Below are 19,874 nucleotides of genomic sequence, written 5' to 3'. Positions count from 1 at the left end.
GGCAGAGATGACGTTGTCATTGGAACTTCTCGAAGAGCACCGCATGTTCGGCGGCTGGCAACAGCGTTATCGCCACGCGGCGCAGAGCCTGAATTGCAACATGACATTCAGCATCTACCTGCCGCCGCCGCGCGATGACAACCCGCCGCCGGTGCTGTACTGGCTGTCGGGGCTGACCTGCAACGACGAGAACTTCACGTTGAAAGCCGGCGCGCAGCGCATCGCCGCCGAGCTGGGCCTGGTGCTGGTGATGCCGGACACCAGCCCGCGTGGCGACGAGGTGCCGAACGACGAAGGCTACGACCTGGGCCAGGGCGCCGGGTTCTACCTGAACGCCACCCAGGCGCCGTGGGATCGTCACTTCCGCATGTACGACTACATCAGCGCCGAACTGCCGGCGCTGATCGAACAGCACTTCAGCGTCAGCGATCGTCAGTCGATCTTCGGCCACTCGATGGGCGGCCACGGCGCGCTGATGATGGCGTTTCGCAATCCGCAGCGCTTCCGCTCGGTATCGGCCTTCGCGCCGATCGTCAACCCGTGCCAGGTGCCGTGGGGCCGCAAGGCATTCACCGCCTATCTGGGCAGCGACGAGAGCCAGTGGCTGCAGTACGACAGCTGCCATCTGCTGGCCAGCGGCGCGGAAAAAATGCCGGTCCTTATCGATCAGGGCGATGACGACCAGTTCCTGGCCGATCAGCTGCAGCCGGCGCGGCTGGCCGAACTGGCGCGCCAGCGCGACTGGCCGCTGACGCTGCGCATTCAGCCGGGGTACGATCACAGCTACTTCACCATCGCCACCTTCGTGGAAGATCACCTGCGTTTCCACGCCGAGCACCTGTTCCGCTGATAAAAAAATCCGGGCGGTTTAACCGCCCGGATTTCTTCAAAAGCCATCAATCAGAAAATCGATGGCGGCTTTAATTTGATTCCTGTGCTCATTGACATTACCAACGGCCTTCCCAATCTGCGAAATACGTACGGCAGCCATCTCATGCGTCATAACAAGAAACTTTTCGCCGTTGATCTCAATTTCCGGGCATAAACGTGCAGAAATTTTAACCCTGACGTTATCCAAAGCATAAAGAGGGATCACTAACCGGGTCGAGAGGACATCAATAAGATCGCTTTGAACGTCCAGTAAGTAGGGATAGGCTGATGCCGGATACGTATTGTCATATACGGTAAATTGCATATTTAAAATGTCCGATATTCATCAGACAACAAACCATTTTCTTCAGTGATACGATTAAGTTCTTCTAACGCCGCGCGATTTTGCTCGCGCCACTGTTGAATCTCAATATCCCTGACGCGGACGCTCAATGCGTCCGTCAATACGGATGACACATTGACGCCCAGGGATTTTGCACGCTGGAAAAGATCGCGATCGATGGTTACGTTGACTGTCTTTTTCGTCACATTGTTATTTGCCATATCCATTCCCCATCCCTGTAATATACACGGGTTAAATTTTCATCAATTATACTCGTAAAACAGGGGTATGCCAATTCAGCGATGCCCTCACCCCTTCAGTTTCGGATCGAGCGCGTCTCGCAATCCGTCGCCCAACAGGTTGAACGCCAGCACGGTGATGAATATCGCCAGGCTGGGGAAGATCGCCACGTGCGGCGCGATCACCATATCGGCGCGCGCTTCATTGAGCATCGCCCCCCACTCCGGCGTCGGCGGCTGGGCGCCCAGGCCCAAAAACGACAGGCTGGCGGCGGTGATGATCGAGGTGCCGATGCGCAGGGTGAAATAGACCACGATCGAAGACAGGGTGCCCGGCAGGATGTGCCGCAGGATGATGGTCCCGTCCGAGGCGCCGATGCTGCGCGCCGACTCGATATAGGTCAGGTGCTTCAGCACCAGCGTATTGCCACGCACCAGGCGGGCGAAGGCCGGAATGCTGAAGATCGCCACCGCGACGATCACGTTGGCCATGCCGCTGCCCATGATCGCCACCACGCCAATCGCCAGCAAAATGCCGGGAAACGCGAACAGCACGTCGCAGACGCGCATGGTGAGGCGATCCCACCAGCCCTCATAGTAGCCGGCCAGCAGCCCCAGTAGGGTGCCGATCGCCCCGCCCGCCAGCACCGAGAACACCCCGGCCGCCAGCGAAATGCGCGTGCCCATCAGGATGCGGCTGAAGATATCGCGCCCGAGGGAATCTACGCCCAGCCAGTGCACCAGCGAAGGCCCCTCATTCAGCCGGTCGTAATCGAAGTAATTTTCCGCATCGAACGGCGCCAGATAAGGCGCCAGCAGCGCCGCCGCAATCAGCAGCAGCACCAACAGGCCGGCGACCAGCGCCGCCCGCTGACGGCGAAAACGCCGCCAAAACTCACCCCACGGCGTGCGTACCGCGTTAGGGTCGATAAGCGGCATCGCCTTCAGTGCGGCGTTGCGCCGCCAATGCTTAATCATGCCGCATCCTCATTGGTAACGAATCGCCGGGTTGATCGCCGCGTACAGCATATCCACCAGCAGGTTGATCAGGATGAACTCCAGCGAGAACAGCAGCACCTCGGCCTGGATCACCGGGTAATCGCGCATTTCCACCGAGTCCACCAGCAAGCGCCCCAGCCCCGGCCAGTTGAACACCTTCTCCACCACGATCGAACCGCCGAGCAGGAAGCCGAACTGCAGCCCCATCATGGTCACCACCGGGATCATCGCGTTGCGCAGGCCGTGTTTCATCACCACCACGCTTTCCCGTACGCCCTTGGCGCGCGCGGTGCGCATGTAGTCCTCCTGCAACACCTCGACGAACGAAGCGCGGGTGAAACGCGCCATCACCGCCGCCACCGCCGCCCCCAAGGTAATAGAAGGCAGAATGTAGTGCCGCCAGCTGTCGGCGCCCACCGTCGGCAGCCACCCCAGCTCGACCGAGAACACCTGCATCAGCAGCATGCCGAGCGCAAAAGCCGGGAACGAGATCCCCGACACCGCCAGCGTCATGCCGAGGCGATCCGGCCAACGGTTACGCCACACCGCCGACACCACGCCGATCGCCAGGCCGAACGCCACCGCCCACAGCATGCTGGCCACGGTCAGCCAGAAGGTCGGCATAAAGCGCGAGGCGATCTCTTCGCTCACCGGGCGCTTGGACACCATCGAGATGCCGAAGTCGCCCCGCAGCGCGTTGACGAAAAAGTGCGCGAACTGCTGCGGCAGCGGCTTATCCAGCCCCAAATCCTTGCGCACCAGCTGCACCACCGCCTCGTCGGCCTCCGGCCCCGCCGCCAGCCGCGCCGGATCGCCCGGCAGCAGGTGGACGAACAGGAACACCAGCACCGCCACGATCAGCAGCGTCGGGATCAGACCCAGCAGTCGTTTCAGAAAATAATTGAGCATCTCATTCCTTCCCCCGCCCGCCGCCGTCGGGCCGCAGGCGGGGATGGGCGCCTTATTTCAGATCGGCGTTATCAAAGTTGAACGAGGTATCCGGCATCACGTAGAAACCGCTCAGCTGTTTGCTGTTGGCCGACAACAGACGTTCGGTCGCCAGGAAGATCCAGGGCGCGTCGGCCCAGATGCGATCCTGCGCGTCCTGATACAGTTTCTGCTTCTCGGCGCGATCGGTGGTCGCCAGCGCGTCGGTCAGATCCTTGTCCACCTGCGGGTTACTGTAGAACGCGGTGTTGAACTGCTTCGGCGGCGCCGCCTGGGTGGAGAACAGCGGCGACAGCGCCCAGTCCGCTTCCCCGGTCGAGGCCGACCAGCCGGTGTAGAACAGCCGCACGCCGGTGTCTTTCACCCCGACGCTCTCCACCTGCGCCGCGCGCTGCCCGGCGTCCATCGCCGTCACCGTCACTTTCACCCCCACCTGCGCCAGCTGCTGCTGGGTGAACTGCAGCACTTTCTGCGCGGTGCTGTGGTTGTGGGACGACCACAGCGTGGTAGTAAAACCGTTCGGGTAACCGGCCTCTTTCAGCAGCTCACGCGCCTTGGCCGGATCGTACGGCCACGGCTTGTAGCGGGCGGCGAAGTCGATCGCCGGCGGCACCGGCCCTTCCGCCGGCACCGCATAACCAGCGAACGCCACCTTGATCAGCGCGTCCTTGTTAATCGCGTAGTTCAGCGCCTGGCGCACCTTCGGGTTGTCGAACGGCTTTTGAGTGACGTTCATGCTGATGTAACGCTGCAGGATCGACGGGGCAGCCACCACGTCCAGCTTGGCGTTGCCCTCCAGCACCTTGGCCTGCTCGTAAGGGATCGGGAAGGCGAAGGTCGCCTCGCCGGTCTGCAGCATCGCCGCGCGGGTGTTGTTATCCACCACCGGGCGCCAGGTGATGCTGTCGAGCTTCGGCAGCCCCGGCTGCCAGTAGCCGTCGAACTTCTTCACCTTGACGAAATCGGTCTGGTTCCAGGTCACGAACTGATAGGGCCCGGTGCCGACCGGATGGAAACCGATCTCCTTGCCGTATTGCTTCAGCGCCGCCGGGGAGATAATCGCCGCCGCCGGGTGCGCCAGATTGTTGACGAACGCCGAGAACGGCGCCTTCAGCACGATCTTCACCGTATTGGCGTCCACCGCCTCGGTTTTGTCGATCATCTTGAACAGGTTGTAACGCTTGAGGTGGCTGTCCGGGTTGCTGGCACGATCGAGGTTGATCTTCACCGCTTCGGCGTTGAACGCGGTGCCGTCGTGGAATTTGATGCCCTGGCGCAGTTTGACGGTATAGGTCAAGCCGTCTTTGCTGACCTCATAGCTGTCCGCCAGCACGTTCACCAGCTTCATGTCCTTGTCGAAGCCGAACAGCCCCTGATAGAAAGACTTGGCCACCGCCTGCGACAGCGTGTCGTTGGCGTCGTAAGGATCGAGGGTGGTGAAGTTGGAAGCCACGGCGATCACCGCGTCCTTCGCCGCCCAGACCGGGCCGGTTCCCGCCGCCAGCAGTACGGCGGCCAACAGCGCATTGCGTTTGAATGTGTGCTTCATGTCGCTTGTCTCTCCTGAGGTCTTTAAAAAGCACCGGCGATCGGGTGGCGGGCGACAAAGTGCCCGGCGCCAACCTGCACCAGCGGTGCGGTAACGGGTTCATCGCCCAGCGCGCGCACCGGGCTGGGGATCTCATCGGCCGGCAGCGGCTGCCGTTTGTGGGCGTGAGCGGGATCGGCCACCGGCACCGCCGCCATCAGCTTGCGGGTATAGGGGTGCTGCGGGTTGTCGAACACCGCCTGCCGCGGGCCGATCTCGACAATTTGCCCGAGGTACATCACCGCTACCCGATGGCTGATGCGCTCCACCACCGCCATGTCGTGTGAAATAAACAGAAAAGCGATGCCGAACTCGCGCTGCAGATCGAGCAGCAGATTGACGATCTGCGCCTGAATCGACACGTCCAGCGCCGAGACCGCCTCGTCGGCGATCACCACTTTCGGGTTCAGCGCCAGCGCGCGCGCGATGCAGATACGCTGGCGCTGGCCGCCGGAAAATTCGTGCGGGTAGCGGCGCGCATGCTCCGGCTGCAGACCGACGCGTTCCAGTAGCCAGGCCACCCGCCTTTCCGCCTCACGGCCGCGCATTACGTTGTGCACCAGCAGCGGCTCCATGATGGAGAAACCGACCGTCAGGCGTGGATCGAGCGAGGCGTAAGGATCTTGAAAGATGAACTGAATATCGCGCCGCAGGTGCTGCAGCGCCGGCCCCTTCAACCGATCGATTCGCCGCCCGGCGAAGGTGATGGTGCCGCTCTGGCTGTCCACCAGCTTCAGCAAAGAACGCCCGGTGGTGGACTTGCCGCAGCCGGACTCGCCCACCAGCCCCAGCGTCTCGCCGGGGTAAAGATCGAAGCTGACGTTTTCCACCGCGTGCACCCGGCGAGTGACCCGATTGAACAGCCCGCCGCGCAGATCAAAACGCGTGACCAGATGCTCCACCCGCAGGATCGGCGCGGCGTCTGGCGGCACGGTATCCTGCGGCGCGGCATCACCCTCGCCATCCGGCAGCGGAAACTTCGCCGGCAGCGGCCGATCGGCCATCGCCCCCAGCTTCGGCACCGCCGCCAGCAGCGCCCGGGTATAGGCCTGTTGCGGCGCGGCGAACAGCTCGCGCACCCGATTCTGTTCCACCTGTTCACCACGGCGCATCACCAGCACCCGATCGGCGATCTCCGCCACCACGCCCATGTCGTGAGTGATGAAGATCACCCCCATCTGCATCTCCTGTTGCAGCACGCGGATCAGCTGCAGGATCTGCGCCTGAATGGTGACGTCGAGGGCGGTGGTGGGCTCATCGGCAATCAACAGCGCCGGCTTGCAGGAGAGCGCCATGGCGATCATCACCCGCTGGCGCATGCCGCCGGAGAGCTGGTGCGGGTAGCGCCCCAACACCTCTTTAGCCTCCGGAATGCGCACCAGATCGAGCATGCGCAGCGCCTCCTGGCGCGCGCTGCGGTGGTCCATGCCCTGATGCAAACGCAGCGATTCGGCGATCTGCTCGCCGACCGGAAACACCGGGTTGAGCGAGGTCATCGGCTCCTGGAAGATCATCGCCATATCGGCGCCGCGCACAGTGCGCAGCATGCGCTGCGAGGCGCGCGCCAAATCGAGCAATGCGCCGTCGCGCCGTCGCAACGTCATGGCGCCGCCGACGATGCGCCCGCCGCCCTGCTCCACCAACCGCATCAGCCCCAGCGAAGTGACCGATTTGCCGGAGCCGGACTCGCCGACGATCGCCAGCGTCTCGCCGCGATCGAGATCGAACGACAGGTTGCGCACCGCGTCTACGGCGCCGTCCGCTTGAGGAAAGCTGATGCTCAGATCGCGCACCGTCAGCACCCGCTGCGGCGGCAATGACAGCCCGTCGCCGGCGGGCCGGAATGAAACGTCGGTCATACACCCTCCCGGTGAACGCTTAGCGATAAATCCCGACGGACGGCGCATCGCCGACATAGCCAAAACCGCGGTACATCCCCTCGCTGTTGAACGGCAGCGCGATATTGCCGTGGCGATCGACGGCGATCATGCCGCCGCTGCCGCCCAGCGCCGGCAGCTTCTCCATCACCACCCGATCGCTGGCCTCTTGCAGGCTGAGCCCGCCGTATTCGATCAGGGCGGAGACGTCATAGGCCGCCACGCCGCGCATGAAGATTTCGCCGGTGCCGGTGCTGGAGACCGCCACGGTGGCGTTGTTGGCATAGCAACCGGCGCCGATGATCGGCGTGTCGCCCACCCGCCCGGCCTGCTTGTTGGTCATGCCGCCGGTGGAAGTGGCGGCGGCGAGGTTGCCCAGCGCATCCAGCGCCACCGCGCCGACGGTGCCGAATTTGCGATCGGGATCGAGCGGCTCGCCGGCCTGCGCCGCGCCGTCGTGATCGAGCAATACCCGCCCCTGCTCCGCCTGGGCGCGGTGCAACTGATCAAAACGTTCCTGAGTAAAGAAGAAGTCGGGGGAGACCATTTCCAGGCCGTGGGCGGCGGCAAACTTCTCGGCGCCTTCGGCGGCAAACAGCACGTGTTCGCTGTTTTCCAGCACCGCGCGCGCCGCCAGCACCGGGTTGCGGATGCGGCTGACGCCGGCGACGGCGCCGGCATCACAGGTGCGGCCGTCCATCACGCAGGCATCCAGCTCGTGGGAGCCCTGATGGGTAAACACCGAGCCTTTACCGGCGTTGAACAACGGGCACTCTTCGAGCAGCCGCACCGCTGCGGTCACCGCGTCCAGCGCGCTGCCGCCCTGCGCCAATATCGCCTGCCCGGCGGCCACGATCTCGGACAGCGCCTGAATATACTGCCGTTCCTTTTCCGCACTCAGCGCCGCCCGGGTAATTGCGCCCGCGCCGCCATGAATGGCAATCACTGGTTTGCTCATTTGCCTGACACCCTGTGTTAATCCCGCCGTTGCGCAGCGAATAAGCTGAACGCGGTATCATTATTATTCAGTCTTTTTCGACTCTATTTAGCCCGACTGTGGAAGTACAGCATAACGTCCACGCCCCACTTTTAGCGTAGTCCGCTTAGACCGTTTCGCACCTTGAAATAGCTTATTGGAATAAAAACAGCAGGTTATAAAAAGCGGCAAACCGCTGAGAGTGCGGCTGGGATTATTGGTAATTTCGCGAGAGGAAATAGCGGCATGGGGTCATGAAATAAACGTTCACGCTGAATAATCATTATTTCGACGCCCGGCCTGCCGTTTTTTTCCCGGCCGGGCGAAGATACTCCGCGATTAAAAACCGGAACCGGGTTGCTGTAAAAAGGCCTCTTCTTCCGGCGTGCTGATGCGCCCCAATATCGCATTGCGATGCGGGTAACGGCCGAAACGATCGATGATCGCCTTATGACGCAGTTCGAATTCCAGCTGATCGCCGTTATTGAGCTCGGTATACAACACCAGCGCCTGTTGGTGAATCAGCGGCGATTCCGAATGCATGAACGGCAGATAAAGGAAGCCGCGCTGCTCGCGGCTCAGCCGTTCGCACTCGCCGCTGCGGATCGCCTCCTGCGCCAGAATCAACGCCATGCCGTCGCAGGCGAACGACTGCGGCGTGCCGCGGAACAGGTTGCGGCTGAACTGATCGAGCACGATCACCTCCGCCAGCCGCCCTTCGATGGTGTCGCGCCAGTGAGCCAGCTCTCCCGCCGCCGCCGCCCGCCAGATTTCGCCGAAGCGGCTGTGCAGCAGACGATCGAAATCATCGTCCTTTTTAAACCACATCACCGGTTCGATCTCGTCGAACCAGAACTCGATAACCTGTTTATGCATCATGACTCTCCTCTGTTTTACGCAGTTTATACCCGATCGCCCCAGCGCCGCAGTGCGAAAGATGGCGGGCATAACCCGTTCTCCCCCCCGGCGTTCTCTGCCATAATACCCGCACTTTGTCGCTATCAATGCGCACCCTGATTACGGAGTTCCCCTTATGGATCATTGCCATACTTCCGATCTCATCTCCCTGGAGCAAGCGCTGGAAAAAATGCTCGGGCAGATCGCCCCGCTGCAACAGACCGAATCCGTCGCGCTGACCGCCGCCGCCGGCCGCATCACCGCCGCGCCGGTGGTCTCACCGCTCGACGTGCCGCCGTTCGCCAACTCGGCGATGGATGGCTATGCGGTGCGCCTCGCCGATCTGGCGGCCAATGCGCCGCTGCCGGTCGCCGGGAAAGCCTTCGCCGGCGCGCCGTTCGACGGCCAATGGCCGGCCAACAGCTGCGTGCGCATCATGACCGGCGCGCCGATCCCAGCCGGGGCGGACGCCGTGGTCATGCAGGAACAGGCCGAAGTGAGCGACCAGGGCGTGCGTTTTACCGCCCCGGTAGAAGCCGGCCAGAATATCCGTTTGGCGGGTGAAGACATTCGCCAGGGCGCCAGCGTGTTGCCGGCCGGCGTGAAGCTGGGCGCCGCGCAGCTGCCGCTGCTGGCCTCGCTCGGGGTCGCCGAAGTGCAGGTGATGCGTAAGCTGAAGGTGGCGGTGTTCTCCACCGGCGACGAACTGCAGCCGGTCGGCCAGCCGCTGCAGGCGGGCCAAATCTATGACACCAACCGCTTCGCGGTGCGCCTGATGCTGGAGCAGCTGGGCTGCGACGTGCTCGATCTCGGCATTATCCGCGACGATCGCGATGCGCTGCGCGCCGCCTTCGAACAAGCGGACAGCCAGGCCGACGTGGTGATCAGCAGCGGCGGCGTCTCGGTCGGCGAAGCCGACTACACCAAACAGATGCTCGACGAGCTGGGCCAGGTCAGCTTCTGGAAGCTGGCGATCAAACCCGGCAAACCGTTCGCCTTCGGCAAACTGGGCCACGCCTGGTTCTGCGGCCTGCCGGGCAACCCGGTTTCCGCCGCCCTGACCTTCTACCAACTGGTGCAACCGCTGCTGGCGAAGCTGGCCGGCCACAGCGACTGGCGCCTGCCGCCGCGCTTGCGCGCGCGGGCGCTGACGCCGCTGAAGAAATCGCCGGGCCGCCTCGATTTTCAGCGCGGCGTGTTCAGCAGCAACGCCGCGGGCGAACTGGAGGTGAGCACCACCGGCCACCAGGGCTCGCACGTCTTCAGCTCCTACAGCCAGGGCAACTGTTTCATCGTGCTGGAGCGCGAACGCGGTTCGGTGGCGGCGGGTGAAACGGTGGAGATCGAGCCGTTCAACGCCCTGCTGAGGAGCTGAACATGTTGCCGGAATTGACCGACGCCGAAGCGCTGCGTTACAACCGCCAGATCGTGCTGCGCGGCTTTGACTTCGACGGCCAGGAGAAGCTGAAGGCCGCCCGCGTGCTGATCGCCGGGCTGGGCGGGCTGGGCTGCGCCGCCGCGCCTTATCTGGCGGCGGCCGGGGTCGGCCATCTGGTTCTGGTGGATTTCGACACCGTCTCGCTCTCCAATCTGCAGCGCCAGATCCTGCACCGCGACGATCGCATCGGCCAGAGCAAAGTCGCCTCCGCCAGGCAGGAACTGAGCGCCATCAATCCGCATATCCGCATCGACGCCATCGACGGTCGTCTGGAAGACGATGCGGTTGCGGCAGAGATCGCCGCCTGCGATCTGGTGCTGGACTGCACCGATAACGTGGCGGCACGCGACGCGCTGAACCGCCTGTGCCACGCGCAGCAGAGGCCGCTGGTTTCCGGCGCGGCGATCCGCATGGAGGGCCAGCTCAGCGTGTTCACCTATCAGCCGGGCGAGCCCTGCTACCGCTGCCTGAGCCGGCTGTTCGGCGACAGCGCCCTCACCTGCGTCGAAGCGGGCGTGATGGCGCCGCTGGTCGGCACTATCGGCACCCTGCAGGCGATGGAAGCCATCAAGCTGTTGGCCGAGTACGGTCAGCCGCTGCGCGGCAAGCTGTTGATGTTCGATGCGATGAGCATGCAGTTCCGCGAGATGAAACTGCCGAAGGATCCGCACTGCGAGGTGTGCGGCGGAGAATGACAGATAAAAAAAGGGCGGGGTAATTCCCGCCTGATGCGTTGCCGCGAGGGTTATACGATGCCCTGGCTGCGCAGATAGTCTTCGTAGTTGCCGGTAAAGTCGATCACCTTGTTCGGGGTGATTTCCAGAATACGCGTCGCCAGCGAGCTGACGAACTCACGGTCGTGGGAGACGAAGATCAACGTGCCTTCGTACATCTCCAGCGCCATGTTCAGCGATTCGATGGATTCCATATCCAGGTGGTTGGTCGGTTCGTCCATCACCAGAATATTCGGGCGCTGCATCATCAGCTTGCCGAACAGCATGCGGCCCTTCTCGCCACCGGACAGCACCTTCACTTTCTTCTTGATGTCGTCCTGGCTGAACAGCAAACGGCCCAGTACGCTGCGCACCGCCTGCTCGTCGTCTTTTTCCTGCTTCCACTGGCTCATCCAGTCAAACACGGTCAGGGTGTCGTCGAACTCATATTCGTGATCCTGCGCGTAGTAACCGATACGGGCGTTTTCCGACCATTTCACGGTGCCGTTGTCCGGCTGTGCGTCGCCCACCAGCGTTTTCAGCAGGGTGGTTTTACCGATGCCGTTGGCGCCCAGCACCGCGACCTTCTCGCCCACTTCCACCATCAGGTTCAGCTTGCTGAACAGCGGGCCTTCATCGAAGCCCTTGGTGAGCGCTTCCACTTCCAGCGCGTTACGGAACAGCTTCTTGTCCTGCTCGAAGCGGATGAACGGGTTCTGGCGGCTGGAGGCTTTTACTTCTTCCAGCTGGATCTTGTCGATCTGGCGAGCGCGCGAGGTGGCCTGCTTGGATTTGGAGGCGTTGGCGCTGAAGCGGCTGACGAACGATTGCAGCTCATTGATCTGCGCCTTCTTCTTGGCGTTGTCCGCCAGCAGACGCTCGCGCGCCTGGGTGGCGGCGGTCATGTATTCGTCGTAGTTGCCCGGGTAAACGCGCAGTTCGCCGTAGTCCAGATCCGCCATGTGGGTGCAGACCATGTTCAGGAAGTGACGGTCGTGCGAGATGATGATCATGGTGCTGTTGCGCTCGTTGAGCACGTTTTCCAGCCAGCGAATGGTGTCGATGTCCAGGTTGTTGGTCGGTTCGTCGAGCAGCAGGATTTCCGGATCGGAGAACAGCGCCTGCGCCAGCAACACGCGCAGCTTCCAGCCCGGCGCGATTTCGCTCATCGGGCCATAGTGCTGCTCAACCGGAATACCCACGCCGAGCAACAGTTCGCCGGCGCGCGCTTCGGCGCTGTAGCCGTCCATTTCGCCGTAGGCCACTTCCAGATCGGCCACTTTATAGCCGTCTTCTTCGCTCATCTCCGCCAATGCGTAGATGCGGTCGCGCTCTTCCTTCACCGCCCACAGTTCGGTGTGGCCCATGATCACGGTATCCAGCACGCTGTACTGCTCAAAGGCGAACTGATCCTGACGCAGTTTACCCAGCCGCTCGTTCGGATCGAGGAACACGTTGCCGCCGCTCGGTGCCAGATCGCCGCCGAGGATTTTCATAAAGGTGGACTTGCCGCAGCCGTTGGCGCCGATCAGGCCGTAACGGTTGCCGCCGCCGAATTTGACAGAGATGTTTTCAAACAACGGCTTACTGCCGAACTGCATGGTGATGTTGTTAGTGCTTAACACAGCGCTCGCTCTTTATACATAGGGAATGTGATTTGGCGCGCATTATGCCACAACGGGGTGCAGAGATCGCGGGAAGTTTCGGTGACATTTTGAGCGGCGCCTGCGGCATCCGATCCTTTTCGCAGGCGGCATAGCTGAATTAACGCGGCGGGAACTTCGCGGCAATCATCGCCGCCGTCGGCTGCACGCCGCCCAGGCTCCATTGTTCGGGCGCATGTTCATCGATTCGGACCCAAACCGACTGCCTGAACGCCGGATCGCCTCGCCCTTCTATCTCTACCAGCAGTTCGGTAATGCGGGACAGCAACTCGCTTTTTTGCCGTTCATCCAGCATGCCTTTCACCGTTTGCACATTAACAAATGGCATTATACTCTCCTTGAATATAGATAAGTCTAAAAACAAGACTTAGATTAACGAAGGAAAATGCCCATGTCAAAATCTCCCGATCTCCCTACCGTTTCTCTTGCCCTGTGCGGGCTGGCGCAGGCCGCGGATCTGCTTGGCGATCGCTGGACGTTACTGATCCTGCGCGAGTCATTCTACGGCGTCCGCCGTTTTGAAGAGCTGCGCGAGAATATCGGCGCTTCACGCCAGGCGTTGAGCAACCGTCTGAATGCCATGGTAGAACAAGAACTGTTGGCCAAACGCGCTTACCGGGAGCCGGGCGAGCGCGAACGACATGAATATGTCTTGACGGACAAGGGGCGCAGCCTGGGGCCTATCCTGGTTGCGCTGATGGCATGGGGCCACCGGCATATTCTGCATGACAGCCCCCACGTTCAACTGGTGGATAAACGCAGCGGGCTGCCGGTGCAGCTGGCATTTATCGATGCGCAGGCGCACGTAGTGCCTGAAGACGCGCTGCAAATGTCGGCCGTTGAGCTCCCCCCGGCCTGACTTACCCATTCTGGTCTACGCTTGATACCAGACTGATTTAGGACAAGGATGCTGAACCATGCCACACCTCTATAACACCGCGCTGCTGATCGGCGCCGCGCTGAGCGCCATCGCCGCCCTGCTGCATATTTGGGTGATCGCCGCCGGGCCGCGCGGCTATCGACTGTGCGGCGCCGGCGATCGCTTCATTAAGGCGGCGGAAGCGGGTAAAAAGTTTCCGGCCGTCGTCACCGCCGGCATCGCGCTGGTGCTGTTTATTTGGGCGCTGTACGCGCTGTCCGGCTCGGGCCTGATCGCGCCGCTGCCGCTGCTGCGGCCCGCGCTGTTTATCATCACCTTTATCTACCTGCTGCGCGGCGTCGCCGGCCCTTTCGCCCTGCGCGATACCGGCCGCAGCCAACGCTTCATCGTCGTCAGCTCTCTGATTTGCCTCGGCTTCGGGCTGGTGCATCTGCTGGGGATGACGCAGCGCTGGAGTGCGTTGGCGTAACGCCCTGTTGCTGCAAGACGGCGATAAACGCCTGCGCGGCGGCGCTGCGGTAAGCGCCTTGGCGCTGCAGCAACACCGCCTGACGGGCCGGCATGGCGTTGGCCAGCGCCACCTTTTTCAACTGCCGGTTCTCGCGCGCAATCGCGGCCGGCAACAGCGTGGCGAGCTGCCCGCGCCGCACGATCTCGACGATGGCGCCCAGCGCATTGGCCTCCACCGCCACCTGCGGCCGAAACCCCAACTGCGTGCAGTAGCGATCGATAAACTGACGCGTAGCGAAGTCGCCGCTCAACAAGGCCAGCGGCAGATGCTGCCATTCCGCCAGCGTCAGCGGCTGGCGCCGCGCCGCCAGGGGATGTTCAGCGCCGACCATCAGCTCCAGCGTCTCGCTGAACAACGGCATCGCTTCCACCTCCACCGACTGCGCCATCTCAAAGGCAATCCCCAGATCCAGCCGATCCTGCGCCAGCAGCGCCTCGATTCGTTCTTGCGCCATCTCCTCAATGCTCAGCGTAATCCCCGGGTAGCGGCGATAGAACGCATCGATCGTCGGCCCCACCAGATAGGCGGTGAACGTCGGGGTCATCGCCAGCCGCAAATGGCCGCGCGCCAGCGTCGCCACGTCATGGATCGCCCGCGCGCCGGCGTCCAGATCCTGCAGCGCCAGGCGCGCATAGCGCATCCAGGCCTCACCGGCGTCGGTGAGCTGCACCCTTCTGCCGCTGCGATCGAACAGCGGCGCTCCCAGCGCATCCTCCAACTGTTTGATCTGTTGGGAGAGCGTCGGTTGCGAGACGTGCAGCGCTTCGGCGGCGCGGGTGAAATTGCCCTGTTCGGCAACGGCCAGAAAATATCGGATATGTCGCAGCAGCATAGCGCCCCAGCTATTAGTAAAACCTATAGCCAGCATTATAAATGGGTCTTAGACCCTATAACCAGAAGCGTTCATCATGCCGTCATCGCTTACCCCCCAGGGAGAAAGACAATGAAAGAGGTGATTGAAGGCTTCCTGAAGTTTCAGCGCGAAGCCTTTGTTGAACGCACGGCGCTGTTTCAGCGGCTGGCGACCCGCCAAAACCCGCGCACCCTGTTTATCTCGTGTTCCGACAGCCGCCTGGTGCCGGAGCTGGTCACCCAGCGCGAGCCGGGCGATCTGTTCGTTATCCGCAACGCCGGTAACATCGTGCCGTCTTTCGGCCCCGAACCCGGCGGGGTTACCGCCTCGGTCGAGTACGCCGTCGCTGTGCTGGGCGTGGAAGATATCGTGATCTGTGGCCATTCCGACTGCGGCGCGATGACCGCCATCGCCACCTGCCAGTGTCTGGATCACCTGCCGACGGTCGCCGGCTGGCTGCGTTACGCCGATTCCGCCAAGGCGGTCAATCAGGCTTATCCGCACGCCTGCGACGAAGCCCGGGTCGCGTCATGGTGCGCGAGAACGTCATCGCCCAACTCAACAACATCAAAACGCACCCTTCCGTCGCGCTGGCACTGGATCAGGGCCGCCTGGCGCTGCACGGCTGGGTCTATGACATCGCCAGCGGCGCTATCGAGGCGCTGGACGGCGAAACCCGCCGCTTCGTACCACTCGCCACCCATCCCGAGGTGACCGCCACCCCGGCGATCGCCCGTTTTTAAGCCGACAATAAGGAGCTAACATGACACACTCTCTGCATAACGCCGCCCCGCGCGAAGCGCTCACCGACACCATCATGGCCGCCAAAATTCGCCATAACCTGACGTTCGAAGCGCTGGCTGAGGGCACCGGTCTCAGCCTGGCGTTCGTCACCGCCGCGCTGCTCGGGCAGCATGCGCTGCCGGAACCGGCGGCGCGCACGGTAGCGACCAAGCTGGGGCTGGATGAAGAAGCGGTGCTGCTGCTGCAAACCATCCCGCTGCGCGGCAGCATTCCCGGCGGCGTGCCGACCGATCCGACCATTTATCGCTTCTATGAAATGCTGCAGGTTTACGGTTCCACGCTGAAAGCGCTGGTGCACGAGCAGTTCGGCGACGGCATCATCAGCGCCATCAACTTCAAGCTGGATATCAAAAAGGTCGCCGATCCGGAAGGCGGCGAACGCGCGGTGATCACCCTGGACGGCAAATACCTGCCGACCAAGCCTTTCTAATTGGCCTTTCGCCGGCGGCCTGCGTCGCCGGCAAATTGACAGCCAACCGGCCATTGGCTACATTATCTGCGCTGAAACGCCACCCTGGCGTTTTTCACTGCCCGAGGCCTGTATGTTGGAGATTGTAACCACCCGATAGTCGCTTCCTTGCCGTATGGCGAGGGACTCTGACGTATCCGACGCGCGTTTGCGCGGGGATGCGCGTATCTGGGGTTATTACAGGATCTCCCAACATGAACATTTCCAAAGCGGAACAACGCGTGCTGCACGTGTTGGCCAAAGGCGGCTATATCGCCTTCACCCGCAACGACGCCGGTCGCGTCACCCACGTTGAATGCTACACCCGCGAAGGGCTCGGCCTGGCCGACTGCTCGCTGGCCGTTTTCACCAAGCTCAAAACCAAACGCCTGATCCTCTCTCGCCAGGGGCGCCCTTATCGCGTCACCTTCGCCGGGCTCAAGGCCGTGCGGGCGCAGCTGGATAACCGTTAATCATCGATACCGGCCGGGCAGGCAGCTCGGTCGGCACAGCCTTATTTAATCAGGATACAACCATGAACATCACGTTACGCCACGAAACGCCGGCCGACGTCGGCGCCATCGCCACCCTGACCGCCGCCGCATTCTTGCATGCCGAACACAGCAGCCACACCGAGCAGTTTATCGTCAATGCGCTGCGCGCGGCGGGAGCTCTCACCCTGTCGCTGGTCGCCGAGCAAAATGGCACACCGATCGGGCACGCGTCCGTCTCGCCGGTCGTACTCAGCAACGGCGCCGCCGGGTGGTACGGGCTGGCGCCGGTGTCGGTGCTGCCGGCCTGTCAGAACCAGGGGATCGGCAACCGGCTTATCCGCCAGCTGCTGGCCGAGCTGCAGGAACGCGGCGCCGCAGGCTGCGTAGTGCTGGGCGATCCGAACTATTACGGCCGCTTCGGCTTCCAGGCGCAGTGCGCGCTGACCCTGCCGGGCGTGCCGCAAAACTACTTCCGCGCCGTCGCCTTCCAGGGCGCGCTGCCGTGCGCGGAGGTCACCCTCCACAACGCGTTTAACGCCGAAGCCTAACCCTGTTGCCGGCGCCGTCATGGCGCCGGTTTTCAGTCCCGTTCGCCATAACGCAAGACGGTCATCCCTTCCTCTTCCGCCGGGGGAACAAAGTACTGCGCCAGGTGCTCAAACTCCGCCTCGCTCAGGGCAAACGGGTGCTCACCGCGCGCATTTCTCAGCGTTATCCGGCTCAGGCACTGCGCATGGCTGACGTCGAGAAAGTGCAGGCAGTGCGCGACGCCGGCCTCCTCCGCCAAGGCTTTGGCCCAGCGCCGCCTGTCCGGCGTATTCATCGGGAAATCGAGCGCCACGGACCAACCGCCGCGCAGCAGCTGAACGAGGTGCCCGCCCAGCACTCGTCGCAGCCGGTCGGAACAGCGCGCGTAGTCTTGCAGACTGACCATCTCCTGTTCATACAGCGTCGCCAGCCACGCATCTTCGCTCAGCAACAGCGTTTGCGGCTGCTGGGCCAAACGCTGCGCCAACGTCGATTTGCCTGCGCCGGCCTTGCCGCACATCAGGTGTAAAACTGCAGGGTAGGTTTTCATGACGTTCTCCGGTCGTTGCCGGAAGGGGATAAAAAAACCCGCCTGCCGGCGGGTTTTTATTGGCGACACACGCGCTATCCCACCCTCTGGAGAAGGGTGATAATAATTTGCGCGAATGGGCGGTGGGATTTTTTCATAGCTAATGAATATGACAACCGTGCAGCGTTGTCAATTCGTCTCCGACGCAGGCTTGCTCTGTGCGTGATAACAACGGCTATCCTGTGGCGCCTGGTCGCGGCTCTCCAGCCCGTAGTCCCGCACCACTTCCGCCACCCGCAGCCGATACTGCGCCAACACCTCGCCACGGCCGCGCGCCTGCGCCGCCCGGTGCTGTTCGAGATTGCGCCACTGCTGCACCGCCGCTTCGTCGCGCCAAAAAGAGAGCGACAACAAGCGCGCAGGATCGGCCAGGCTTTGAAAGCGCTCGATGGAAATGAATCCGTCGATCTGCGCCAGCAGCGGCTTCAGCGCCGCCGCCAACTCCAGGTAGGTATCGCGCTGCCCATCGGCGGCCTGCAGTTCAAAAATCACGGCGATCATTATCTTCTCCTCTCAACGGTAAAATTACGGTACGCGCGCAGGGTAAGAATGGCGCCACTGCACCGGTTTCAACGCCCGCTCATCAATATCCAGCGAATACGGCCGCACAGCAGCAAAGTGCGATGACCACAGGCTAGCAATGGACGCACAGCCATACTTCGTCTAACCTCGAAGTATGTATAACATCGAGATAGAAGATCGTTTAGCGGCGCTGAGCGCCGCCATCGCCGACCGCACCCGGGCGCGCATGCTGTGCCTGTTGATGGACGGGCGCGCCTACACCGCCACCGAGCTCAGCGCGGCGGTCGAGGTCGCTCCGTCTACCGCCAGCGCACATCTGGCGAAGCTGCTGGAGCAGCAGTTGATTGCCTGTGTCAAACAGGGGCGCTATCGCTATTTCCGACTGGCCGGGCAACCGGTGGCCGCAGCGCTGGAAGGCCTGATGGCGCTGGCGGGCGTGCCGCGCCCGTCGGTGAAAAGCCGCACGCCCACCTCGCTGCAATATGCTCGCACCTGCTACGACCATATGGCGGGCGAGGTGGCGGTGAAGCTGCACGATCGGCTGCATGCGCTGAACTGGCTGACCGGCGAGGCAGACTACCGGTTAAGCGACATCGGTCAGGCCGCGCTGGCGCGGCTGGGCGTCGATTGCTCCCCCGCACCCACCCGCCGCCGCTTCGCCTGCGGCTGCCTGGACTGGAGCGAACGCCGATCTCACCTCGGCGGCGCGCTGGGCGCCGCGCTGTTGGCCGTCTTTATCAAACGCGGCTGGATGCTGCGCCAACTCGACAGCCGCGAGCTGCAGCTGACCCCCGCCGGTAAAAAAGCGCTGGCCGCACATTTTGACCTCACGGTGTAACCCGGCGACAGGGTAGTTTTACTGCAATACTCTAGGGGTACGCTTAAGCGCCCCCGTCAACCCGAGGAGTTTCCATGCTCGATTCCACCCAATTCCCGATCGTCAAACGCTGGCCGGCTCAGCATCCGGAACGGCTGCAGCTCTACTCTCTGCCGACGCCGAACGGCGTCAAAGTATCCATCATGCTGGAGGAGATCGGCCTGCCTTATGAAGCGCACCTGATCGACATCGGCAACAACGAAACCTGGACGCCGGAATTCCTGGCGCTGAACCCGAACGGCAAGATCCCGGCGATCATCGATCCCGACGGCCCCGGCGGCCGGCCGCTGCCGCTGTTCGAATCCGGCGCCATTCTGCTCTACCTGGCGGAAAAGAGCGGCCGTTTCCTGCCGCAGGACCCGGCGCAGCGTTACGAAACCATTCAATGGGTATTCTTCCAGATGGCCGCCGTCGGCCCGATGTTCGGCCAGCTCGGTTTCTTCCATAAATTCGCCGGGCGCGAATATGAAGACAAGCGGCCGCTGGAGCGCTACAAAAACGAATCGAAACGCCTGCTCGGCGTGCTGGAAACACGCCTTGAAGGCCGCGACTGGATCATGGGCGCGGAGTACACCATCGCCGATATCTCGCTGCTGGGTTGGGTGCGCAACCTGATCGGCTTCTATGAGGCGCGCGAACTGGTGGAGTTCGACAGTTTCCCTCGCGTCGCGCAGTGGCTGGAGCGCGGTCTGGCGCGCCCGGCGGTGCAGCGTGGGCTCGCTATCCCGGCGCGCGCGGCCTGATCGTCAAACGGGATGGCCGCCGAGCCATCCCGCCTTCCGCTGTCATAAAATTGTCATCCCTCTGCTCTACTCT

23 protein-coding genes and 1 pseudogene are annotated in these 19,874 nt (G+C 62.5%); 11 read left to right on the top strand and 13 right to left on the bottom strand.

Going from position 1 to position 19,874, the window contains the following annotated elements:
- The first annotated feature begins 7 nt into the window (after positions 1 to 7).
- Positions 8 to 850: an S-formylglutathione hydrolase gene (gene fghA / locus ITX55_RS13530; RefSeq protein WP_015377214.1), complete on the top strand. Its 843-nt coding sequence runs from the start codon at positions 8 to 10 to the stop codon at positions 848 to 850.
- Between the two features lie 36 nt (positions 851 to 886).
- Here fghA and ITX55_RS13525 read toward each other — a convergent pair whose 3' ends face one another.
- From ITX55_RS13525 to ITX55_RS13490, 8 genes are all read right to left on the bottom strand, one after another.
- Positions 887 to 1,195, bottom strand: a complete 309-nt coding sequence (locus tag ITX55_RS13525; RefSeq protein ID WP_089191399.1) for a CcdB family protein — start codon at positions 1,193 to 1,195, stop codon at positions 887 to 889.
- Positions 1,196 to 1,197: 2 nt separating this feature from the next.
- Positions 1,198 to 1,440, bottom strand: a complete 243-nt coding sequence (locus ITX55_RS13520; protein WP_078061989.1) for a type II toxin-antitoxin system CcdA family antitoxin — start codon at positions 1,438 to 1,440, stop codon at positions 1,198 to 1,200.
- Between the two features lie 81 nt (positions 1,441 to 1,521).
- Complete coding sequence (gene gsiD, locus ITX55_RS13515; protein ID WP_016928457.1) at positions 1,522 to 2,430, bottom strand: glutathione ABC transporter permease GsiD; 909 nt, start codon at positions 2,428 to 2,430, stop codon at positions 1,522 to 1,524.
- Between the two features lie 9 nt (positions 2,431 to 2,439).
- Positions 2,440 to 3,360 (bottom strand): glutathione ABC transporter permease GsiC, encoded by a 921-nt coding sequence (gsiC, locus tag ITX55_RS13510; protein WP_025302141.1) that lies wholly within the window; start codon positions 3,358 to 3,360, stop codon positions 2,440 to 2,442.
- Positions 3,361 to 3,412: 52 nt separating this feature from the next.
- Positions 3,413 to 4,948 carry a glutathione ABC transporter substrate-binding protein GsiB gene (gene gsiB / locus ITX55_RS13505; protein WP_016928459.1) on the bottom strand — a complete coding sequence of 512 codons (1,536 nt, stop codon included), beginning with the start codon at positions 4,946 to 4,948 and terminating at the stop codon, positions 3,413 to 3,415.
- 23 nt (positions 4,949 to 4,971) lie between these two features.
- Positions 4,972 to 6,846: a dipeptide ABC transporter ATP-binding protein gene (locus ITX55_RS13500; RefSeq protein ID WP_223085146.1), complete on the bottom strand. Its 1,875-nt coding sequence runs from the start codon at positions 6,844 to 6,846 to the stop codon at positions 4,972 to 4,974.
- A gap of 19 nt (positions 6,847 to 6,865) precedes the next feature.
- A complete protein-coding gene (locus ITX55_RS13495; protein WP_164057306.1) occupies positions 6,866 to 7,822 on the bottom strand; it encodes an isoaspartyl peptidase/L-asparaginase family protein in 957 nt (318 codons plus the stop codon).
- 357 nt (positions 7,823 to 8,179) lie between these two features.
- Positions 8,180 to 8,716 carry a DUF924 family protein gene (locus ITX55_RS13490; protein WP_033650589.1) on the bottom strand — a complete coding sequence of 179 codons (537 nt, stop codon included), beginning with the start codon at positions 8,714 to 8,716 and terminating at the stop codon, positions 8,180 to 8,182.
- A gap of 157 nt (positions 8,717 to 8,873) precedes the next feature.
- On the opposite strand from ITX55_RS13490, the gene moeA reads away from it, so the two are divergent.
- Positions 8,874 to 10,112 carry a molybdopterin molybdotransferase MoeA gene (gene moeA / locus ITX55_RS13485; protein ID WP_069101134.1) on the top strand — a complete coding sequence of 413 codons (1,239 nt, stop codon included), beginning with the start codon at positions 8,874 to 8,876 and terminating at the stop codon, positions 10,110 to 10,112.
- A gap of 2 nt (positions 10,113 to 10,114) precedes the next feature.
- Positions 10,115 to 10,870: a molybdopterin-synthase adenylyltransferase MoeB gene (gene moeB, locus ITX55_RS13480; RefSeq protein WP_096242077.1), complete on the top strand. Its 756-nt coding sequence runs from the start codon at positions 10,115 to 10,117 to the stop codon at positions 10,868 to 10,870.
- A 50-nt stretch (positions 10,871 to 10,920) separates the two neighbouring features.
- Here the strand turns inward: moeB and ITX55_RS13475 are convergent, their stop codons facing one another.
- Entirely contained in the window at positions 10,921 to 12,513 is a 1,593-nt protein-coding gene (locus tag ITX55_RS13475; protein ID WP_223085143.1) for an ABC-F family ATPase, read from the bottom strand.
- Positions 12,514 to 12,652: 139 nt separating this feature from the next.
- A complete protein-coding gene (locus tag ITX55_RS13470) occupies positions 12,653 to 12,880 on the bottom strand; it encodes a tautomerase family protein (protein WP_033650586.1) in 228 nt (75 codons plus the stop codon).
- Positions 12,881 to 12,943: 63 nt separating this feature from the next.
- Here ITX55_RS13470 and ITX55_RS13465 point away from each other — a divergent pair, with 63 nt between their 5' ends.
- Together ITX55_RS13465 and ITX55_RS13460 are read left to right on the top strand one after the other, a co-directional pair.
- Complete coding sequence (locus tag ITX55_RS13465) at positions 12,944 to 13,411, top strand: helix-turn-helix domain-containing protein (protein ID WP_033642428.1); 468 nt, start codon at positions 12,944 to 12,946, stop codon at positions 13,409 to 13,411.
- Positions 13,412 to 13,469: 58 nt separating this feature from the next.
- Positions 13,470 to 13,901 (top strand): hypothetical protein, encoded by a 432-nt coding sequence (locus tag ITX55_RS13460; RefSeq protein WP_223085141.1) that lies wholly within the window; start codon positions 13,470 to 13,472, stop codon positions 13,899 to 13,901.
- Here ITX55_RS13460 and cynR read toward each other — a convergent pair.
- The gene (gene cynR, locus ITX55_RS13455) at positions 13,825 to 14,775 is read right to left on the bottom strand and encodes a transcriptional regulator CynR (RefSeq protein ID WP_223085140.1); all 951 of its coding nucleotides are present in this window, start codon (positions 14,773 to 14,775) and stop codon (positions 13,825 to 13,827) included. The two genes, ITX55_RS13460 and cynR, sit on opposite strands and share 77 nt — an antisense overlap.
- A 111-nt stretch (positions 14,776 to 14,886) precedes the next feature.
- On the opposite strand from cynR, the pseudogene ITX55_RS13450 reads away from it, so the two are divergent.
- The 4 genes and pseudogenes from ITX55_RS13450 (at position 14,887) to ITX55_RS13435 (ending at position 17,090) form a co-directional block, all read left to right on the top strand.
- A pseudogene (locus ITX55_RS13450) lies at positions 14,887 to 15,539 on the top strand (carbonic anhydrase).
- 20 nt (positions 15,540 to 15,559) lie between these two features.
- The gene (gene cynS / locus ITX55_RS13445; RefSeq protein ID WP_042784021.1) at positions 15,560 to 16,030 is read left to right on the top strand and encodes a cyanase; all 471 of its coding nucleotides are present in this window, start codon (positions 15,560 to 15,562) and stop codon (positions 16,028 to 16,030) included.
- A gap of 233 nt (positions 16,031 to 16,263) precedes the next feature.
- The gene (locus ITX55_RS13440) at positions 16,264 to 16,521 is read left to right on the top strand and encodes a YjhX family toxin (protein WP_004939031.1); all 258 of its coding nucleotides are present in this window, start codon (positions 16,264 to 16,266) and stop codon (positions 16,519 to 16,521) included.
- A gap of 62 nt (positions 16,522 to 16,583) precedes the next feature.
- Complete coding sequence (locus tag ITX55_RS13435; RefSeq protein ID WP_197801224.1) at positions 16,584 to 17,090, top strand: GNAT family N-acetyltransferase; 507 nt, start codon at positions 16,584 to 16,586, stop codon at positions 17,088 to 17,090.
- Positions 17,091 to 17,122: 32 nt separating this feature from the next.
- On the opposite strand, the gene ITX55_RS13430 is transcribed toward ITX55_RS13435, so the two are convergent.
- A complete protein-coding gene (locus ITX55_RS13430; protein WP_223085137.1) occupies positions 17,123 to 17,620 on the bottom strand; it encodes an ATP-binding protein in 498 nt (165 codons plus the stop codon).
- Between the two features lie 168 nt (positions 17,621 to 17,788).
- Positions 17,789 to 18,160 carry an antibiotic biosynthesis monooxygenase gene (locus ITX55_RS13425; protein ID WP_223085135.1) on the bottom strand — a complete coding sequence of 124 codons (372 nt, stop codon included), beginning with the start codon at positions 18,158 to 18,160 and terminating at the stop codon, positions 17,789 to 17,791.
- Positions 18,161 to 18,335: 175 nt separating this feature from the next.
- Here ITX55_RS13425 and ITX55_RS13420 point away from each other — a divergent pair, with 175 nt between their 5' ends.
- Together ITX55_RS13420 and ITX55_RS13415 are read left to right on the top strand one after the other, a co-directional pair.
- Positions 18,336 to 19,019, top strand: a complete 684-nt coding sequence (locus ITX55_RS13420) for a helix-turn-helix transcriptional regulator (RefSeq protein WP_223085133.1) — start codon at positions 18,336 to 18,338, stop codon at positions 19,017 to 19,019.
- A 74-nt stretch (positions 19,020 to 19,093) separates the two neighbouring features.
- Entirely contained in the window at positions 19,094 to 19,801 is a 708-nt protein-coding gene (locus tag ITX55_RS13415) for a glutathione S-transferase N-terminal domain-containing protein (RefSeq protein WP_033642416.1), read from the top strand.
- Positions 19,802 to 19,874: the final 73 nt, after the last annotated feature.

It is taken from the genome of Serratia sp. EWG9 (genome assembly GCF_019913725.1).
GTDB lineage: Bacteria > Pseudomonadota > Gammaproteobacteria > Enterobacterales > Enterobacteriaceae > Serratia > Serratia ureilytica.
This window is presented reverse-complemented; position numbering and strand designations above follow the sequence as displayed.

Excerpts from the sequence above, each read along its gene's own strand:
- fghA (WP_015377214.1), top strand. The coding sequence starts at position 8 with ATGACGTTGTCATTGGAACTTCTCGAAGAGCACCGCATGTTCGGCGGC.
- ITX55_RS13525 (WP_089191399.1), bottom strand. The coding sequence starts at position 1,195 with ATGCAATTTACCGTATATGACAATACGTATCCGGCATCAGCCTATCCC.
- ITX55_RS13520 (WP_078061989.1), bottom strand. The coding sequence starts at position 1,440 with ATGGATATGGCAAATAACAATGTGACGAAAAAGACAGTCAACGTAACC.
- gsiD (WP_016928457.1), bottom strand. The coding sequence starts at position 2,430 with ATGATTAAGCATTGGCGGCGCAACGCCGCACTGAAGGCGATGCCGCTT.
- gsiC (WP_025302141.1), bottom strand. The coding sequence starts at position 3,360 with ATGCTCAATTATTTTCTGAAACGACTGCTGGGTCTGATCCCGACGCTG.
- gsiB (WP_016928459.1), bottom strand. The coding sequence starts at position 4,948 with ATGAAGCACACATTCAAACGCAATGCGCTGTTGGCCGCCGTACTGCTG.
- ITX55_RS13500 (WP_223085146.1), bottom strand. The coding sequence starts at position 6,846 with ATGACCGACGTTTCATTCCGGCCCGCCGGCGACGGGCTGTCATTGCCG.
- ITX55_RS13495 (WP_164057306.1), bottom strand. The coding sequence starts at position 7,822 with ATGAGCAAACCAGTGATTGCCATTCATGGCGGCGCGGGCGCAATTACC.
- ITX55_RS13490 (WP_033650589.1), bottom strand. The coding sequence starts at position 8,716 with ATGCATAAACAGGTTATCGAGTTCTGGTTCGACGAGATCGAACCGGTG.
- moeA (WP_069101134.1), top strand. The coding sequence starts at position 8,874 with ATGGATCATTGCCATACTTCCGATCTCATCTCCCTGGAGCAAGCGCTG.
- moeB (WP_096242077.1), top strand. The coding sequence starts at position 10,115 with ATGTTGCCGGAATTGACCGACGCCGAAGCGCTGCGTTACAACCGCCAG.
- ITX55_RS13470 (WP_033650586.1), bottom strand. The coding sequence starts at position 12,880 with ATGCCATTTGTTAATGTGCAAACGGTGAAAGGCATGCTGGATGAACGG.
- ITX55_RS13465 (WP_033642428.1), top strand. The coding sequence starts at position 12,944 with ATGTCAAAATCTCCCGATCTCCCTACCGTTTCTCTTGCCCTGTGCGGG.
- ITX55_RS13460 (WP_223085141.1), top strand. The coding sequence starts at position 13,470 with ATGCCACACCTCTATAACACCGCGCTGCTGATCGGCGCCGCGCTGAGC.
- cynR (WP_223085140.1), bottom strand. The coding sequence starts at position 14,775 with ATGCTGCTGCGACATATCCGATATTTTCTGGCCGTTGCCGAACAGGGC.
- cynS (WP_042784021.1), top strand. The coding sequence starts at position 15,560 with ATGACACACTCTCTGCATAACGCCGCCCCGCGCGAAGCGCTCACCGAC.
- ITX55_RS13440 (WP_004939031.1), top strand. The coding sequence starts at position 16,264 with ATGAACATTTCCAAAGCGGAACAACGCGTGCTGCACGTGTTGGCCAAA.
- ITX55_RS13435 (WP_197801224.1), top strand. The coding sequence starts at position 16,584 with ATGAACATCACGTTACGCCACGAAACGCCGGCCGACGTCGGCGCCATC.
- ITX55_RS13430 (WP_223085137.1), bottom strand. The coding sequence starts at position 17,620 with ATGAAAACCTACCCTGCAGTTTTACACCTGATGTGCGGCAAGGCCGGC.
- ITX55_RS13425 (WP_223085135.1), bottom strand. The coding sequence starts at position 18,160 with ATGATCGCCGTGATTTTTGAACTGCAGGCCGCCGATGGGCAGCGCGAT.
- ITX55_RS13420 (WP_223085133.1), top strand. The coding sequence starts at position 18,336 with ATGTATAACATCGAGATAGAAGATCGTTTAGCGGCGCTGAGCGCCGCC.
- ITX55_RS13415 (WP_033642416.1), top strand. The coding sequence starts at position 19,094 with ATGCTCGATTCCACCCAATTCCCGATCGTCAAACGCTGGCCGGCTCAG.